The 15990-nt window shown below is 40.9% G+C and carries 19 protein-coding genes; 4 read left to right on the plus strand and 15 right to left on the minus strand.

Going from position 1 to position 15990, the window contains the following annotated elements; all coding sequences use genetic code 11:
• Positions 1–25: 25 nt before the first annotated feature.
• Both VIM89_RS01590 and VIM89_RS01595 read right to left on the minus strand, forming a co-directional pair.
• Positions 26–325: a DUF3175 domain-containing protein gene (locus tag VIM89_RS01590; protein WP_488154368.1), complete on the minus strand. Its 300-nt coding sequence runs from the start codon at positions 323–325 to the stop codon at positions 26–28.
• 4 nt (positions 326–329) lie between these two features.
• Positions 330–593, minus strand: a complete 264-nt coding sequence (locus tag VIM89_RS01595) for a hypothetical protein (protein WP_488154369.1) — start codon at positions 591–593, stop codon at positions 330–332.
• A gap of 142 nt (positions 594–735) precedes the next feature.
• Here VIM89_RS01595 and VIM89_RS01600 point away from each other — a divergent pair, with 142 nt between their 5' ends.
• Both VIM89_RS01600 and VIM89_RS01605 read left to right on the plus strand, forming a co-directional pair.
• On the plus strand, positions 736–1125 hold the full coding sequence (locus tag VIM89_RS01600; protein WP_488154370.1) for a hypothetical protein: 390 nt from the start codon (positions 736–738) through the stop codon (positions 1123–1125).
• 101 nt (positions 1126–1226) lie between these two features.
• Entirely contained in the window at positions 1227–1661 is a 435-nt protein-coding gene (locus VIM89_RS01605; RefSeq protein ID WP_488154371.1) for a hypothetical protein, read from the plus strand.
• A 56-nt stretch (positions 1662–1717) separates the two neighbouring features.
• Here VIM89_RS01605 and VIM89_RS01610 read toward each other — a convergent pair whose 3' ends face one another.
• The 4 genes from VIM89_RS01610 to VIM89_RS01625 form a co-directional block, all read right to left on the minus strand.
• Positions 1718–2464 (minus strand): hypothetical protein, encoded by a 747-nt coding sequence (locus tag VIM89_RS01610; RefSeq protein WP_488154372.1) that lies wholly within the window; start codon positions 2462–2464, stop codon positions 1718–1720.
• Between the two features lie 25 nt (positions 2465–2489).
• Positions 2490–3035 carry a DUF6252 domain-containing protein gene (locus VIM89_RS01615; protein ID WP_488154373.1) on the minus strand — a complete coding sequence of 182 codons (546 nt, stop codon included), beginning with the start codon at positions 3033–3035 and terminating at the stop codon, positions 2490–2492.
• A 228-nt stretch (positions 3036–3263) separates the two neighbouring features.
• A complete protein-coding gene (locus tag VIM89_RS01620) occupies positions 3264–3803 on the minus strand; it encodes a GNAT family N-acetyltransferase (protein WP_488154374.1) in 540 nt (179 codons plus the stop codon).
• A 6-nt stretch (positions 3804–3809) separates the two neighbouring features.
• On the minus strand, positions 3810–6107 hold the full coding sequence (locus VIM89_RS01625) for a glycosyl hydrolase family 95 catalytic domain-containing protein (protein ID WP_488154375.1): 2298 nt from the start codon (positions 6105–6107) through the stop codon (positions 3810–3812).
• 126 nt (positions 6108–6233) lie between these two features.
• Here VIM89_RS01625 and VIM89_RS01630 point away from each other — a divergent pair, with 126 nt between their 5' ends.
• Positions 6234–6563 carry a YbjQ family protein gene (locus tag VIM89_RS01630; RefSeq protein ID WP_488154376.1) on the plus strand — a complete coding sequence of 110 codons (330 nt, stop codon included), beginning with the start codon at positions 6234–6236 and terminating at the stop codon, positions 6561–6563.
• Between the two features lie 75 nt (positions 6564–6638).
• On the opposite strand, the gene VIM89_RS01635 is transcribed toward VIM89_RS01630, so the two are convergent.
• The 5 genes from VIM89_RS01635 to VIM89_RS01655 all read right to left on the minus strand — a co-directional run bounded on the left by VIM89_RS01635 (position 6639) and on the right by VIM89_RS01655 (position 12651).
• Positions 6639–7787 carry a metallophosphoesterase family protein gene (locus tag VIM89_RS01635; RefSeq protein ID WP_488154377.1) on the minus strand — a complete coding sequence of 383 codons (1149 nt, stop codon included), beginning with the start codon at positions 7785–7787 and terminating at the stop codon, positions 6639–6641.
• Positions 7788–7962: 175 nt separating this feature from the next.
• Entirely contained in the window at positions 7963–9405 is a 1443-nt protein-coding gene (gene cls / locus VIM89_RS01640) for a cardiolipin synthase (RefSeq protein WP_488154378.1), read from the minus strand.
• 17 nt (positions 9406–9422) lie between these two features.
• Positions 9423–11846 (minus strand): alpha-L-rhamnosidase-related protein, encoded by a 2424-nt coding sequence (locus VIM89_RS01645; RefSeq protein ID WP_488154379.1) that lies wholly within the window; start codon positions 11844–11846, stop codon positions 9423–9425.
• Between the two features lie 56 nt (positions 11847–11902).
• Positions 11903–12448: a pyridoxamine 5'-phosphate oxidase family protein gene (locus VIM89_RS01650; RefSeq protein WP_488154380.1), complete on the minus strand. Its 546-nt coding sequence runs from the start codon at positions 12446–12448 to the stop codon at positions 11903–11905.
• A 5-nt stretch (positions 12449–12453) separates the two neighbouring features.
• On the minus strand, positions 12454–12651 hold the full coding sequence (locus tag VIM89_RS01655; protein WP_488154381.1) for a hypothetical protein: 198 nt from the start codon (positions 12649–12651) through the stop codon (positions 12454–12456).
• 264 nt (positions 12652–12915) lie between these two features.
• Between VIM89_RS01655 and VIM89_RS01660 the strand changes: the two genes are divergently transcribed.
• Positions 12916–13128 (plus strand): hypothetical protein, encoded by a 213-nt coding sequence (locus VIM89_RS01660; RefSeq protein WP_488154382.1) that lies wholly within the window; start codon positions 12916–12918, stop codon positions 13126–13128.
• A 99-nt stretch (positions 13129–13227) separates the two neighbouring features.
• Here the strand turns inward: VIM89_RS01660 and VIM89_RS01665 are convergent, their stop codons facing one another.
• The 4 genes from VIM89_RS01665 to VIM89_RS01680 all read right to left on the minus strand — a co-directional run bounded on the left by VIM89_RS01665 (position 13228) and on the right by VIM89_RS01680 (position 15941).
• Positions 13228–13602 carry a cupredoxin domain-containing protein gene (locus tag VIM89_RS01665; RefSeq protein ID WP_488154383.1) on the minus strand — a complete coding sequence of 125 codons (375 nt, stop codon included), beginning with the start codon at positions 13600–13602 and terminating at the stop codon, positions 13228–13230.
• Positions 13603–13734: 132 nt separating this feature from the next.
• Positions 13735–14604: a creatininase family protein gene (locus VIM89_RS01670; RefSeq protein ID WP_488154384.1), complete on the minus strand. Its 870-nt coding sequence runs from the start codon at positions 14602–14604 to the stop codon at positions 13735–13737.
• 71 nt (positions 14605–14675) lie between these two features.
• Positions 14676–15149, minus strand: a complete 474-nt coding sequence (locus tag VIM89_RS01675; RefSeq protein ID WP_488154385.1) for a CYTH domain-containing protein — start codon at positions 15147–15149, stop codon at positions 14676–14678.
• 3 nt (positions 15150–15152) lie between these two features.
• Positions 15153–15941 carry a CHAD domain-containing protein gene (locus tag VIM89_RS01680; RefSeq protein ID WP_488154386.1) on the minus strand — a complete coding sequence of 263 codons (789 nt, stop codon included), beginning with the start codon at positions 15939–15941 and terminating at the stop codon, positions 15153–15155.
• Positions 15942–15990: the final 49 nt, after the last annotated feature.

Consider the following 15990-nt stretch of genomic DNA (forward strand, 5'->3'; position numbering starts at 1 on the left):
GGTTAGCCTGCATCCTTTTTTCTTATTACTTTTCTTCTCGTCCAAACAATTTCCTGAGCTTATTCTTTGCCTTTTCTAAAGGCGCCCGTTGCCGCTTGGATAAGTTTCGTCCCGCACGGTTCTCATAAAAATTCAGCATTGACATAGCACTTTGAAATGGCGATGCCTTGCGCCTATCGCTATGCTCGGCTGAGCTTTTTAAAGATGCTGCGATCTTATCCGGGTCTTTTGATTTAAATATATCTTGTTCCAGAGAAAGCGCATTGCTTTCCTTTGTCACTTTTGCCGACCATTTCCTGGTTTTCTTTTTTGTTTTTACAGCCATGGCGTTATTTCTTTTTAGCAGTATCCGTTGTGGCAGTATACTTAGCTATTTTGGTACCACCTGATCCGCTGTTATCTATGCTTGAAGCATCGCCTGTTTTATCAGTTATTGCGGCAGTGTCTTTATTCATTTTTTCAACTTTTGCCGTATCAACACCATAACGGTTACCTACAGTGTCTCTCATCGGATGATCATCAGAGTGATTGATACAGGCAGCAAAAGAAACTACTGTAATCATCATCAAAATAATCTTGCTTATGTTTTTCATGATAATTTGTTTTTATATATAAACAACTCTTGATTACAGCAGTTTCAAAATATTAACTTTTAACTAAATTAATTTAATTAAAACCTAACAAAGTCGACAATGTTGTTTTTATTGATTAACATTTAATTTAATAACAAATATTATGAGAAAGTTAAGTGCATTCGTTATAGCAGCCATTCTAGCCGGGGTGCTTGAGGTCGCGACAGCAAAAAGTGAACATTATACAAACGGCACCGCAGTGATTACTGATCACACAACAGCCGTTCAGGATACTATTCCATCTAAAAAGAAGAAAAAGACTGACCCAAGTCAGCCGACTCCTGCACCAAATCCAAATCCTAACCCCAATCCAAATCCGCCTGCGCCAAATCCCAACCCGACTCCTAGTCCGAGTCCAAATCCACCAAACCCTAGTCCCAATTCGCCTACAAACCCTAATCCTACCACGCCAACAACACCTACAACCCCACCAAGCAATCCAAGCCCCAGCCCTACCACACCAACCAACCCGACAACGCCTCCAAATCACTAATCAGGTGATTTGCTGACTGTCTTAATATAAATCCAAAATGGCCGGTAGAATGTACCGGCCATTTTTTCTTATTGAGGCCGAAATTCGTTTTATCTTTGCGTATGAATTTTGATGAGACAAACGAACAAAAGCCAGAACAACAGGACATAGCAATTTATTCAAAATGGGCCATTTTGGCTTTCTCCATATTTTTTTCACCATTATTTGGTGGCATTTTGCTTATGATTAACCTGCGCTCCATAGGATTTAAAAGACAGGCAACAGGGATATTATTATTTTCTATCGCTTATGTTTTCGTATCGGCCCTGGTGGTGTTTAGCGTCTCTAATATTCCTCAAAATGCTACTGCTCTTACAATAGTTCAAAACACGCAATATGATATTTATAGCCTGGTGGCTCAAATTATAGGAGGTGGAATCCTGGCTGAGTACTTCTATAAAAAATACTTTCCTGCTGATCATTATAAATACAAAAGCGTTTGGCGCCCATTAGCCGTTATTCTTATCATCACATTGGCGATCAGTTTACTTCGTTAAACAAAAAAACCTGCTTCGAATTAACTAAGCAGGTTTTCAGGAATGATCCGGAGTTATTATAACCCGAAATTAAGACCTATCGTTGTATTGATCGTATTAAATGGTTGTTTTGTAACTAATCTGCCAAGGCTTATATCACGGTATTGATTGGTGATTGATGGGCCAGGAGAATACAGATATGCTCCACGCAGTGTCAGGAATACATTCTCGCTCAATCTATAACGTAAGGCGGCAGTACCGCTATAACCCAATACAGTAGCACTAGCGCTTCTTTGATAGAAAAGAGCGGTTTGCTGAGGAACATCACTTAATAGTGTATTGGTTTCGGGAGTAGAGAATACTTTAATAATACCTGCTGACGCCCTCAAATCCAATAAAAACTTACCTTTTTGAAAAGTATATTGTGGTCCAAGCAAAATGTTTACTGTTTGATAACGTTTGGTAGCGGTAACAGTGGCCTGGTCGGCATTGTAAGAATTGGTATAGCCGGCTGCAAGACTATCGGCATTGGCCTGGTTCAATTCGCCGTTATCCTGGTAAGTAATTGAAGCCCCAATAGCCCAGTTTTTATGGAAATAAAAGGCACCATCCAAACCATAAGTTAAGCCTCTTTTTCCAAAACCTGATTTGTTGTTATAGTAATCGGTGCTTTTGAAATCGCCCATCGGGTTAGATACACCGCCAAAAAAACCAAAATAACTTTTCACCGGGTTCTCATCCTGTGCATGTACGTTTGTGGCAACGAAAGCAAGAAATGCAATGGATATTGTTGTAAATATTTTCTTTATGTTATTTGAATACATGTGATGCGTGTTTAAAGTTTCAGGATCAGTTGCTGGTGAACGTGTATGGTAGGTTGGTAAATTCTCCGCCCAAAATATTGTCAACTGTGACGTCGCCATTCGGATCTGAGGAACGGGAGTAAAAATTAAATGTACCTGTGATTTTTTTCGCTACCGAGTCAACCGAACTAACAATAATGACCCCGCTGCCGGCAGAAACAGTACCATGAGGTAAAAAAACATATTGCCCGTTCTGCAGAACCTGTGTATTATAGTTGATCAGAACCGAAGAAGCATCTACATTATAAGTTCCGATAGCAAAGCCAGGTGTATTAGATGCATTATTAAGTATTACTGTCATAATAACCTGCTTCTGAGCTTCTGTGCCCTCCAGAACAAAAGTTTTGGTTTTATTGGTTGAATTATAAGTAATGGTATTACTTATCGTATCAGGCGCCCATACAGAACCGTTGATATTAGCCTGGAAAGGTTTGGTTGTATAAGCGGTACCAACGATGGTATCCTTTTTACAACTTTCGATCATAAGCAGTCCGGCTAACAGAAGAAAAGTGAAGAGTCTAAGTTTATTCATATTTTTTTATTTACGCAGATAACGGGTTTTCTATTCTTTAATTATTGCAGTAACCATTATTTTACACTATTTAACATTTCGGCAGAGGCTGCATAAAATGCTATAAAGGGCGAAATAACGAAATAATTCTATCAATAGTAAACGATTTGCAAACAGGCTGCAAAGTTGAGGTTTTTATAACTCAAATCACAAAAAGGTAAATTAGATTATCATTATAATTTCGGAGTGTTATTTGACAGCAGAAATTTTATATACCACATGCTTTTTCAACCAATGTCCGTCAGCTATTAAAGGGTGATCAAACTCTCCAGCCCTCTCCATGCCGATTCGCTGCATTACTTTTTCTGAGCGATTGTTAGGTATAGCGGTAAATGCATATATCTCTTTAAGATCAAGTTTCTCAAATCCAAAATTAAGGCATGCCAATGCAGCCTCGGTAGCAAAGCCATGCCCCCAGTTTTCCTTACTCAACCTCCAGCCGATCTCGATACAGGGTGTAAAATCTGCCTCGAATCCTGGCTCGCATATCCCGGTAAAGCCGATAAATTGATGATTATCCTTTCGCTCAACAGCCCAAAAGCCATAACCGTGCTGATCGATATAATCAGCTATCCTTTTGATCTGAGCCAACGTTTCACCCGGCGTTTTGATAGATGGAAAATACTTCATCACCTCGGGGTCAGCATTCAGACTCACATATGGTTCATGGTCTTTTTCTTCCCACTGGCGTATTGTAAGACGAGGCGTTTCAATAAATATATTTGGCATACTGAATTAGTCCTGACTATTAGTGATGGAAATAATATCACCGGGTTTTGACTCAATCTCGACTAATGTTTTACCGTTCTCTCCCTGAGTAATTTTAGGTGATGATATGCTTTGCACTTTTAATTCCTTTACGGGAATATCAGTTTTAATGATACACTTTCCTCCTTTTTCACTTCTGATTTTGACAAAGGCAGTGATTCCGTTTTTCTTTGAGGCACTTACGAGGAAAGCCCCTTCGGTACGAAGATTCTCGAAGCTGATATCCTTCCAGTTAGATGGTACCGCCGGCATAACCTCTATAAAACCAGCATAGCTTTGTATCAGCATCTCCTGCAAACCTGCCGCAAATGCGAAGTTTCCCTCAAGTGTAAACGGACGATATTGAAATTTTGAATAGCCTGATTTGGTTTGATCGCCATTTAAATGGAAGCTGTTAATCGAACAAAAAGCTTTTGCAAATATCCGCAGATCCTTTGCAGCGCCATCACCGTCTTTTGCCCTCGCCTTCATATTGGCCAACCACGAATAGGAATAACCACACCATTCATCCGGACCAATGCTATCTAAAAGGTGGATACTATTCTTTATGATGCGCTGCGATTGCGCTCCGTCCTCCCATTTTATTAATCCAAGCGGATGAATAGCCATCATATGGGAAAAATGCCTATGCGACTGGTTATAAGCCATTGTCGGCGCAAACTTCAGTTCATAATTAGGAGTTACTGCAAAATCACCAAACTCTGAAAGTATCTTTTTCCAATGTGCTGCTTCATTCTTTAAGCCCAATTCATCTGCCAGCTCTGCTGCCATTTTAAATGTCGACTTCATTAACGCCAGATCATAGTTAGTATTCTGCGGGAACCATGCGGTTAAGTCATTATCATTTATTTCAGGGCTCGAGCTGATCGGCAATTTGCGGAACCCATCATCGCCCTTAAAAGTCAGGTTTTCAAGAAAAACAGCCACGTCCTTTATCCATGGATAAGCTCTGTTTTTAAGAAAATTCCGATCCATGCTATAACGCCATTGCAGATAATAATGCTGAGCAAGCCAAGAAGATACTGTGGGCGACAAAGAATACTGGATCCAGCCACCCATTTCGGTACCATCTAATGTGGTCACTCCGGGTACCGCCAGACCATCTTTTCCGAAATACATCTTAGTGTAACGTTTATAGTTGGCTTTGTTGGCATCCAAATGGTCGAGATAAGACATGCCTTCCTGCAGATGGTTAGCACTATAACAAGGCCAATAACTTAACTGTGTATTAAGGTCATGGTGATAATCTCCTTTCCAGGGTGGTATGCGGCCATTATCTGCTGTCCATACTGCCTGAAGTGAAATTGGCGGAGCGCCTTGCCTTGATGAGGAACCAAACTTGTATTGTTCCAGGTAATATTGTTTCTCTATTAAAGTATCGGGCACACGAATGGCTGACTTGCTCCAGAAGTTACGCCACCACTGGATATGTGAAGCATAGGTGTTAGAGTAATACTTTTGCAAAGCTGTTTGAGTTACGGTCGACGCGGGAGTATTAATCTTCTTACCAGGATATTGCGAGGATATACTCCAAACACCTTCCACTACACCGGGACTAACCTTACGCCATCTTACATTAATTTCATAAGTAAACCCGCCCCAACCCTGCTGTTTGTAGGTGATACTATTACCATTACGTTTTACTGTTCCTTGCGCGTATCCCAATCTCGACAGATCATCACCGCCGACAGGATCACCCGACGTTTTCACTGCGCCCTGGTACCGCGGCATTATCAGTTGTGGTTCAAAATCTGCCTTTAGGTTCTCGAATTTGAACCAACCAACAGGCTCTGTTGCATGCACAAACGTTTTTAGTGTGATCCCATTAGCCCATTTTACTTCGCATAATGCATCATTGATGTATAAATGAACGGATTGTACCTTTCCCCAGTCTTTAATATTAAGCTCTAATGCGCCACCTGGTATACGGGTAGGCGCAGGTTCCTTGTCGTATGGTTCATCAAAATACTTTTGCACAGGGGCATAGTCTTTTGATTTCACATGATCGATCACCCACTGATACTTGAATTCTTTTCGATGCAGGCCTTTCATCGGGCGCATATCCCAAAGATCGGCCCTGTCTAAAGAAAATCTTAGATTATCTCCCTTCTGCCAAACCAATGCGCCAAGCATTCCATTTCCTAATGGTATTGCCTCATCCCACTGTTTTGCAAGCGTATCAAAATTCAGATCGTGCTTTGATGCTTGACCGAAACTCACATTAAGCTGCAAAAGGCATATTAGAATGAAGACTATTTTTTTCATAGGTGAAAGCGATGCCGGTTACATCGGTTAACAATTATAACAATAACTTTTTGTAACAAACAGATGTGCCCTACATCTCAATATCAATTATATTTATCAATTAAAAATCACCTAAAAACAAATAAAATGGATCATTCATTAGTAACTACCAGTAACGAATTGGAAGGCTATAAAATAGTAAAACACCTTGGCATGGTACGCGGTGTTACCGTGCGTAGTCGAAGTGTGTTGGGAAATATCGCCGGGGGCTTTCAGTCGCTTTTTGGCGGACAACTTTCTATTTATGTTGAGCTTTGCGAAAATGCCCGTGAAGAAGCCTACCAATTATTGATACAGCACGCACAGGTTATGGGAGCCAATGCCATCATTGCTATGCGTTATGACGCCAACGAGATTATGCAGGGCGTAACCGAAGTGCTGGCTTACGGAACCGCTGTTGTGGTTGAAAAAGTATAACAAAATTCTATAGAAGGGCCCCATACTGACCAAACATCAATAGGAGGCCCTTTGCAATAAGATAATAAGTGCTCTTTATAAACTCACAACATCATTTTCTCCTAAAAAGAGTGCTTCAGCAGTATATTTAAATGTATCTGCCTTTTTAGTGACATCTCCGTTTTTATCAATGAGTGTTAATTCACCCGAGACATTATTTTTATCAACAGTAAGTGTTATATAACCGTGGTTTTTGTCATCACCATACATAATTTTTGCGCCGGTATCAGAGTCAACAGTACCTGTTTCTGCTGTTAAATTATGCAAATGATAGTACCCTCCTAATCCGGCAACCAGGAACGGGGTTGGTTTTCCTTTTATAATCTCTTTATGTATCCTTTGATAATTATGTACATGTGCCGTTAAAACGATATTAGGGACACGTCTCGACTCATTAATGGCATGCTGTAACACATCAGCCATTTTAGGGCTTCCGGAGTGATGATCGTCAAAAGAATAAACCGGGTGGTGTAAGCTTACAATCAGCGCTTTATCTTTTGGGGCAGTATGCAGTTCATTAGTAAGCCATTGTTGCTGATCGGAGTCGACAGAACCATGTTCAGGTACATTGGTATACATTCCCACCATGGTGGCGTACGGGGTTAGCAAGGTGAAATAAACATTGGGTAACGATAAGGTAACTCGTGGTGCATCCTGGGATACAGGATCGATATGAGGCACTTTTTGCATAAAATAATCTACCCATCCATCTAATGATACCTGGTCTGAGTCAGGCAACGGGTCACCATCATGGTTACCCGGAATAGAAATAATCGGCGGAGAGTAATGATCATAAGGCTCATAAAACTGGTCATAGTATTTGCTTCTTTCGCCATTATAATAAACTACGTCCCCCAGGTGATAAAAGAAAGATGGCATAACCCCGCCCGTTGTTAGATCAGTTTTCATTTGTTTAGCTACATCTGTTTGATATTCCGGATGCTTAATGCCCCCTGTGTCACCAACTGTATGAAAAACAATTTTCCCGTCCTTTGATGCTTTTGCATTAATCCCCGGAATTACCGATTCAAGATCAATATGATAAGGTGGTTCACCAATTGGCGGTGGCAGCGGTTGAAAACGTTGGGTGCCAAATTTTGATATGGGCTGGATACCCGTAAATGCCTGCGATTTTTTGTGAGGGGGTCTTTTGCGTACCTCTCCCTGCAATAGTGAAGTTGTCATGGCTGATTTATTGAAATTAGGTTTGTCCTATCAAATTTCAATAATCAGAGGTCTGGTAAACAGAGGTAAAACACCTGTATTCGTTGAGTATTTTCACCTTTTTTTATAAGTACAATCACGGTATTTAATTATTTCATATTCAATTAATTAAACATTCACACCAACTACTATATAATCACAGCAAGGGAGACATTAATCGTGCTAATTTCTCAGGCAGTTGTTTATAATAGGGGCGTTTTTTCCAGGTATTAGGGCTTATCTTTTTAGCATGTTTGATATCCTCGAAAAAAACGTCCCTTAATTGTTTGGCAGTAGTAATATCGTAGATCATGCTATTCACCTCAAAATTCAGGTCATAGCTCCGGTGATCCATATTGGCTGTGCCGATGATTGCCATTTGGCCATCTGAGACTAAAGTTTTAGCATGAACAAATCCCTTTTGGTACATATAAATTTCAACACCCACAGCCAGTAAATCTGCATAATAAGAGCGTGCAGCAGCATTTACAAAAGCAGAGTCTGATTTGTCGGGCACCAGAATCTTGATGTTTACACCACTCATAGCCGCCACTTCTAAGGCGTCCATAACCGCCTGGCCAGGGATGAAATAGGGTGTGGTGATCAGTAATTCTTTCTCTGCCAGTCCTATTGTTTGCACCATTGAGAACATGATTGTTGGTGCATCAGAGTCAGGTCCGCTTGCGGCTATTTGTACGGTAGCTTTGCCGTGTTCAGTAGGTTTGGTGCAGAAGAAATCTCTTTCCAGTTTCAGGCGTTTACCTGCGCAAAAGTTCCAATCAGATATAAATAAATATTGTAGATAGTAAACTCCAGGACCGTTGATTTTCACGTGGGTATCCCGCCAGAATAATTGGCCGGGCTTATTTATATAACGATCGCTAACATTAATACCGCCTACAAATCCAATGCAGCCATCCACCACAATTATTTTACGGTGATTACGGTAATTCACCCGGTTGGCAAGCAAAATAAAATGGATTTTATAAAAAGGATAAGCTTCAATTCCTGCAGCTTTCATTTCGTCAACAAAGGAACGGCGAATAGAACGACTGCCAAAGTCATCGTAGATAAACCGTACAGCAACCCCTTCCTGTGCCTTTTGGATGAGTACATTTTTTATCTCTTCAGCAATCTCACCGTCTTCAAAAATGTAGTATTGAATATGGATGTGATGTTTGGCATTCTGAAGTGCCTCCAGTACTTCAGGGAATTTATTTTCGCCGTTGATGAGCAGCTTTACACGGTTACCTCCTGTCAATGGGCTCATACCATCATTTAAAAGATACAGAGCCAGCTTTCTATGCTTTTTAATAGCTTGTTCCTGGGTATCCAACGCCTTTTCTGATTCAAGTGTGATACGTTCCCTGAGATCAGCCAGTGTAGTTTTATTGCGGACTATCTTTTTACTATACAGCTTATTCTTCCGCCTGTTAGTACCAAAAGCAAAGTAGATGGCTATACCGGCCAGCGGTACAAATATGGTGACCAGCACGTAAGCCAGTGCTTTATCATTGGAAGGGGTATTATAAACAATGTGCAGACATATGCCAATGATCAGCAGGATATACCCTATGTCGATCAGCAATTCCCAGTTCATTATTTATGATGATGATACTAAAGCGTTAAATTATTTTCGCCGGGTTTCAATACATAATCCTTCCCTTTCCATACCAACCTTCCGGGTACTCCTTCAGGTAAAGTAATATTCATATGCCACTTATTGTTTTGCAGGGCATATTTTACACTCACAGTCCCTTTTGGATGAGGTATTTCACCACCGATCTGTGTGATCGTGCCAAGATGGGGTTCGATTCTAACCTTACTAAATCCCGGCGCATCGCTCTCAATCCCTAATACCGTACGATATAGTTCAATATTCGGGCTCGAACCCCAGGCATGGCAATCGGAACGTGAGGCAGCAATATCCGACATTTCGGCCCAGGTGGTCATACCCATTTTAATATTGTCGCGCCAAATGTCGAGCCAGTTGATATAATCGTTACCTAAGCCAGCTTTAATAAGTGCCTGATGCAAATAATATTTAAAGTAGATAGATGCCGGAACAAGCGTTGTATCCGACAATAACTGATGAGCCACTTTGGGGGTCTCTACAGGAGTAGTCATCCCAGTAAGAATAGCCAGCGAATTGGCATGTTGAGAGAACACATCCTTTTCCGATCTATCGGCAAACTCATTTCGTTCCGCTACCCAATATTTTGTGCGAATGGTTTGTTTTAACTGTGCAGCGCGCTGTTCATAGGTTGCAGCATATTCCTTGCTGCCTAATTTGCTTTCGAGTTCGGCGGCAAGCTGATAGGCCCATAGTAATTGCAGATCAAGAATTGATGAATTACCATTCTCTCCTATAGGCCCTACACCTGCATTCCAATTACTTTTCGGCTTTGGAGTTTTGCCGTTGGCCCAATCGGTAAATTCCCAATAAGGTGGGTTATTCAAGGAGCCGTCGGCCTGTTGATATCGATTAAAGAACGTAAGTACGTCTCTAGTGCCTTGTAGTTTATCTTTCACAAAACCGTTGTCATCCCGGTACAAGTAATAATCGTGCAGCATACCTATCCACCATAAAGAGAAAGTGGGTATTTGCTGCATTACGGCTGTAGGATAACGGCTTTGCGTTATCCCTTCTGAAAGACGGGAATGATCCAGCAATGTGATAGCATTACGAGCAAGTCTGTCATCACCACTATTATAATAGGATACTAATGCCTGTATGCGCGTATCACCTACATATTGTAACTGCTCATAATACGGGCAATCCATATAGGTTTCCCATGCGCATAAGCGGGCCGTGCGCCAGCCTATTTCCAATATTTTAGTAAGCGTATCATCTTTTGTTTCCAGCTTGGCATTGTACTTAAACGGATAACCGGTAAACATGCTGTAAAGATCATCGATTACTAAAGGCTTATCTTTAGTCTGAACGGTTAGTTGGATATATCGGAAAGTTCTCCAGTTAAGCGGAGTAAACTGCTGTTCATCGCTACCATCGCTGATCAGGCTATCTTTACGACCAACAAAGCGCTTACCTTCTATTGAATCACGGTTACCTTTAACGGTTTGGGCTTTCCAATCTTTAGCGTTTTTACCTTCGGTTTCTATTTTGTACATGCCTTCAGCATAACTTAATAAGATACCGGCATCCTTCCCTTTGCTGAAAATAATAGTTGGATAAGCATTGGTTAGATAAGTTTGGTCGAGTAATATGGTTGCTTTGGTATGAGCGGGTATGGTAACAGGCCCTTTTTCCGCCGGAAATGTTGAAGGCAGAGTAACGCCATCCGCCCTGCGCATTTTCTGTAGTCGCTGCATCACCAGGTCTCGGGCAGGTATGGGCGATGGCACCAGCATCCAGCCTTCAATAAATGTAAACTCACCTTTAGGTGTACCGTCAGATACCTTTTTTGCCGCGCTCCATTTAGAATCATCAAAATCAGCTTGCTGCCAGTTTTTAGGATGTAATTTCATGGTGATCTGCTCACCAGGGCCGGCAGCATAATAACTATAAACGAGCACTACTGGTATCGGAACATATGACGAGTCGCGGTAGCATTTCCAGGTCGAATTGGTATTAATCGAGTCCTGAGCTTGTGTATGCCCTTGTAAAATGAATCCTGTATGGAAAGTCATCTGCGCGGTTGGCCGGATAAGACCCTCATTAAAAGCAATCGCGCTAATCACGTTTTTTCCTTCTTTCAGGTATGGTGCCAGGTCTACCGTTTCATAATTCCAGTAATAGAAATCGCCGCGTGCAGGGCCTATAGATACCAATGTACCATTGACATATAATTTGTACCTATTATCTGCTGACACATGTACCAGATAGCTTGATGGCTTGGTTGTTAAACTGATCGTTTTCCTGAACAGGCAAATCTCATAATCAACACCTGTGCCACCGGGAACAGTTATCCACTGCGCATTCCAGCGACTGGGTTTATTCGTTTGATCGGGCGTTTGGGCATAAGTCCAGGAAGAAATAGATACAAAAAATAAAAAGAGTAATAAAAGGCGGTTCTTCATTATAGGTTTATTTAGATGAAAAGAAGACGCCTAAATTTAAAGAAGAGAATTGATTTTTAAAATAAAGCCGTCGGCAAACCATCCAGGCTGATGCGGTTTTTTTCGGCTTTGTAGGCTTCAAGACCATCAGCGCCTTTGTTCAATGCCCATTTGTCAGCATGATCGCGTTCACCAAGATATTCATATAAAGGCACGCTGAAACCGCATGAAGTTTGTACTTTATCGATCTCAGCAATGATGATTTGCCGTGTAACAACTCGTAGATGAAAATGCTGTGCCAGGTTCTCCCATTCGTCATTACCGGGCAAAATGGTACGACCATGCCCATATAGTCTCAAAATATTGGGAGGTCCTTCAAAAGCGCAGAACATAAAAGTAATGCGGCCATTCTCCAACAGGTGAGCCGATGTTTCATTGCCGCTCCCAATAATATCCATATAGGCAACCTGGTAGTCTGATAATACTCTGAAACAATCGCTGCCTTTGGGCGACAGATTAACGTGACCATCCTGGCTAAGCGGGGCGCTAGCTACAAAAAACATTTTTTGTTTAGCTATAAACTCCTTGTGCTGATCGAGAATGCTTTCATAAAATTTTGCCATAACAATTATTTAAAGTACGACAGCGGGATCTCCTTCCACATGCCATGCGAAAGATTCCCGGTCAGGAGCTCATAAATAAGGTACAAAGGCCAGAAAATATAAGCAAGGATCAGCAAAATAATATTATGGTTGTAATACCAGTTTACCATTAAAGCGTATATACCTAACAGCAGGTAGGCAATACTTGAGTCTCTTTTATTCATAACAGGAGTTTTGGCTATACAATAATAACAATTTTGACGCGCAAATGTTACTTATAAGCCTTTGGGAAGAGTAACAAAATATACAGGTGATTTACAGCAATATATTTGCCTTTACATTAAGCCAATTTCCTAGAAATAAAAAAACATTTGTTGAAAACAGCGTGAAAGTGGATAACTAAAATCACGCTAATAATAAAAAATACGTTTATTGGTAAACAATTCTACTTAAATAAGGTTAACATAAAAAAATTAAAACAACTTATCATGGCAACAACAGGGAGCGGAATAACCGCGTATTCAGTAAAAACCAAGACTAAAAATGTTCCGATGATCGATCCGGTTATTGATGTTAAATCAGGCAGATACATTGCAAGCGGTAAAGATAGCGCAGGCAATAAAATGTCAGCTATCATGAGTAAAGCTACTGCTGAAGGACACATTAAGAATGGAAATGCTAAAAAAGGCACCGGCTGGTGATTAATCCCGCCATACCGCTGGCATCTGTGATGCTTTGGTAAAAATAAATAGGCCCTGCAACCAGGACGGATGCAGGGCTTATTTGTGTGTGGTCTTTTCTTAATTTCCTACTACAACTGTTGCATTTGGCATCATCGAGTGAATAGTGCAATGATAAGTATAAGTTCCTGCTGTTGCAAAAGTCTTGGTATAGGTTTTATCTGTAGCCAGGCTACCACTATCAAAACTTCCATTCAGGTCGGTAGCTGTGTGCGGGGTAGTGTCCTTGTTTGTCCACGTAACCGTACCGCCAACCTTAACATGAACCACTGCAGGCGAAAATGCAAAATTCACTATGCTTACAGAGGCTGCCGCTACCGGCGTATTTCCTGAAGATGTAGGGTTTGTCGAGTTGTTTGAACTCTTACCGCAGCTAGTCAGCACAAATAACCCGCATGCTATTAGTAAGGCTAACGAAATGATTCTGGTTTTCATAAAAATGTGTTTTCTGTATTAGTGTATACAGTCATCACGCATTGATACGAAAAAAGGTTGCTTTGGGGTTAAGAAATTCAAGGATTTTTAAGACTTACGAAGTTTTAAAACTTCGTAAGTCTCATTAGCCACTTATTTTACAAGGTTATCTACCCTGTCGTAATACTCATTTTGAAGTTTTAATGTGGTTTGATCAGCTTTTACTTCCTTTAAAGCTTTTATAAATGAAGCAATTTCATGATCGGTAATAAACTTGCCAAATTCACTGGTTGCCTTATCCCCTTCACCGGCATAGTGGTTTGGATATGATGCATACCACCAAATAGGAGTATAAAGATTTGGCAAATTCAATCGTTTCTGGTCTGCTCCGGATTGCGATGCAGCCCTATCCATACGCATTAAATCAGGGCGATAATAAAGTAATACTGATGTCTCACTTTCGCCGGCATGCTGATCGGTTTTCATATCAGATTTATGCATCTGGCGGTATTGCTTTGCATAATCCTGGTCATCCCGGTCAGGTGTATAGAAATAGATCACATAATTATGCCTTTTGTTCAGGAACGATTGCATAAAAAAGCGGATAAATTCAGGGTTACCGCCGTGACCGTTCAATATCACGATCTTTTTAAATCCATTGCGGGCAATTTCGTCACAGGTTGCTTCCAGCAGCTCGTAAATTACGTGGCTTGGCAGGGCAAAAGTTCCGAACTGCTGTTTAGCCTCGTTGATCTGCCCGTAAAAATAATCAGGGAATACTACGGCATATTCCTGTTTGGTTGCCCTTGCAGCCCATTCGCGAACATGGATCAGGTCGGTACCGATCGGCGAATGCGGCCCGTGTTTCTCCAATATGCCAAAGGGCAGAATACATGTTTGTGATGATTTGTCTAAAGCGGCCGGGAAATCGGTTGCAGTCAGTTCATCCCATCGGGCGGGAATATCCTGCGCAGATGCGTAGCCGCAAACAAAAAGCAGGATAAAAAATAAAATAGTTCTCATTTTAAAGGTAATTGGTTAATGCAATGAAGATAATAAATCGGGTAGTGATTCTATTGCAAATAACCAAATTATTACATACGCCAATCCTTGTATGGGTGTACCGATAAACTGGCATTAGTATAGCGCCCGTCATGGGTAACTTCGGTGGTCACCCAATCAGGTTTTTCAAATTCTTCATCTTCGCTTTTCAGTTCAATTTCTGCGACAATTAATCCGTCATTATCGCCCGAAAAAACATCTACCTCCCAGTTTTTCCCTTTGAACGGAATTACATAGCGCATTTTCTCGGTACCGTTTGTGGTGAAAGCATCCAGAATTTCCAAACCATCCTCCAATGGTATTTCATATTCATATTCTTTTCTGCTAATCCCGGAAACCTTGCTTTTTAAATTCAAATGCGCCTTTTTATCCGACACCCTTATCCGTATAGTTTGCTTTTCATCACGCAGCATATAGCCCTGCCTGTAGGGTATACCAACAGGCTTTTCTACCTTATCCCATTTGGCATGATCAACCAAAAATTTGCGTTCTATCTCAACTTCCATTGTTTAATGCACGCTTAATTGTTGTGTTACGATTGCTTTTCGTTCAAAATCATGCGCCAGGGCGGTGATCGATCTTTTTAACCTAGTATTCTGGCTTTTGATTTTGGTGATGATGGGTTTTGAATTAAATCCTGCGGATGAAAATAATTCCAACGCCAGCACATTATCGTGCCAATCGCCTATCAGCGTTTGCAGTTTATCAAGGTAATCGTTGCTGATCTGTAATTTGCCATCCAATGCATTTTGAGCTATCTTCCGGTTATACATCAATGTTTTTATTTGCTTGCGGGCAGCGTGCAATTCGTCATTAAATTGAAGGTTTTCAAGGAAGGAACCAATATTGTATAGCCTGGCTTTATAAAACTCTACTATATCTTTATTACCTACATGTTGTAAATCGCCGCCAATATCATCATGTGCTGACTTTATTGTCTTCAGATATTGCTTCCCAAGCTCTTTCACCTCATTTGTACCTTTTTCTATTTCATACAAATGATTCATAAAAAAATCTTCATTCTTAAAATGGAAACGTTGACCGTATTGCAGGTGGATAAAGGCTTCCCGTATCTCTCCGCAACGCTTAAATATTTTCCGTACGGGTTTAAAATCCTTTTGAAGCGGATGTTTTGCTGAATTCGTATCCAAAAGTTCGAGCATTGCCCGCAGTTTTTTTACCTGGACGCGAAACTGATGCAACTCCTCCTGCTGGCCGGTTTCTATAAAATTCTTAAGGTGGATGGTCATTTCATCCCACTGATCATTGAAATATATTTTCTCTTTTTTCTTCTTCATTTGATCGAAATGCACAACGTAACATCTCTACTACATCTACACTTTATAT

Origin of the sequence: Mucilaginibacter sp. (assembly GCF_036568825.1) — a bacterium.
In the GTDB taxonomy this organism is placed as follows: Bacteria; Bacteroidota; Bacteroidia; order Sphingobacteriales; family Sphingobacteriaceae; genus Mucilaginibacter.

What these genes read in the sequence shown, in the direction of transcription:
- cls (WP_488154378.1), bottom strand. Translation starts at nt 9,405, where the DNA reads ATGAACTGGGAATTGCTGATCGACATAGGGTATATCCTGCTGATCATT.
- VIM89_RS01630 (WP_488154376.1), top strand. Translation starts at nt 6,234, where the DNA reads ATGGATCATTCATTAGTAACTACCAGTAACGAATTGGAAGGCTATAAA.
- VIM89_RS01680 (WP_488154386.1), bottom strand. Translation starts at nt 15,941, where the DNA reads ATGAAGAAGAAAAAAGAGAAAATATATTTCAATGATCAGTGGGATGAA.
- VIM89_RS01650 (WP_488154380.1), bottom strand. Translation starts at nt 12,448, where the DNA reads ATGGCAAAATTTTATGAAAGCATTCTCGATCAGCACAAGGAGTTTATA.
- VIM89_RS01590 (WP_488154368.1), bottom strand. Translation starts at nt 325, where the DNA reads ATGGCTGTAAAAACAAAAAAGAAAACCAGGAAATGGTCGGCAAAAGTG.
- VIM89_RS01670 (WP_488154384.1), bottom strand. Translation starts at nt 14,604, where the DNA reads ATGAGAACTATTTTATTTTTTATCCTGCTTTTTGTTTGCGGCTACGCA.
- VIM89_RS01605 (WP_488154371.1), top strand. Translation starts at nt 1,227, where the DNA reads ATGAATTTTGATGAGACAAACGAACAAAAGCCAGAACAACAGGACATA.
- VIM89_RS01600 (WP_488154370.1), top strand. Translation starts at nt 736, where the DNA reads ATGAGAAAGTTAAGTGCATTCGTTATAGCAGCCATTCTAGCCGGGGTG.
- VIM89_RS01625 (WP_488154375.1), bottom strand. Translation starts at nt 6,107, where the DNA reads ATGAAAAAAATAGTCTTCATTCTAATATGCCTTTTGCAGCTTAATGTG.
- VIM89_RS01655 (WP_488154381.1), bottom strand. Translation starts at nt 12,651, where the DNA reads ATGAATAAAAGAGACTCAAGTATTGCCTACCTGCTGTTAGGTATATAC.
- VIM89_RS01665 (WP_488154383.1), bottom strand. Translation starts at nt 13,602, where the DNA reads ATGAAAACCAGAATCATTTCGTTAGCCTTACTAATAGCATGCGGGTTA.
- VIM89_RS01660 (WP_488154382.1), top strand. Translation starts at nt 12,916, where the DNA reads ATGGCAACAACAGGGAGCGGAATAACCGCGTATTCAGTAAAAACCAAG.
- VIM89_RS01635 (WP_488154377.1), bottom strand. Translation starts at nt 7,787, where the DNA reads ATGACAACTTCACTATTGCAGGGAGAGGTACGCAAAAGACCCCCTCAC.
- VIM89_RS01645 (WP_488154379.1), bottom strand. Translation starts at nt 11,846, where the DNA reads ATGAAGAACCGCCTTTTATTACTCTTTTTATTTTTTGTATCTATTTCT.
- VIM89_RS01675 (WP_488154385.1), bottom strand. Translation starts at nt 15,149, where the DNA reads ATGGAAGTTGAGATAGAACGCAAATTTTTGGTTGATCATGCCAAATGG.
- VIM89_RS01615 (WP_488154373.1), bottom strand. Translation starts at nt 3,035, where the DNA reads ATGAATAAACTTAGACTCTTCACTTTTCTTCTGTTAGCCGGACTGCTT.
- VIM89_RS01610 (WP_488154372.1), bottom strand. Translation starts at nt 2,464, where the DNA reads ATGTATTCAAATAACATAAAGAAAATATTTACAACAATATCCATTGCA.
- VIM89_RS01595 (WP_488154369.1), bottom strand. Translation starts at nt 593, where the DNA reads ATGAAAAACATAAGCAAGATTATTTTGATGATGATTACAGTAGTTTCT.
- VIM89_RS01620 (WP_488154374.1), bottom strand. Translation starts at nt 3,803, where the DNA reads ATGCCAAATATATTTATTGAAACGCCTCGTCTTACAATACGCCAGTGG.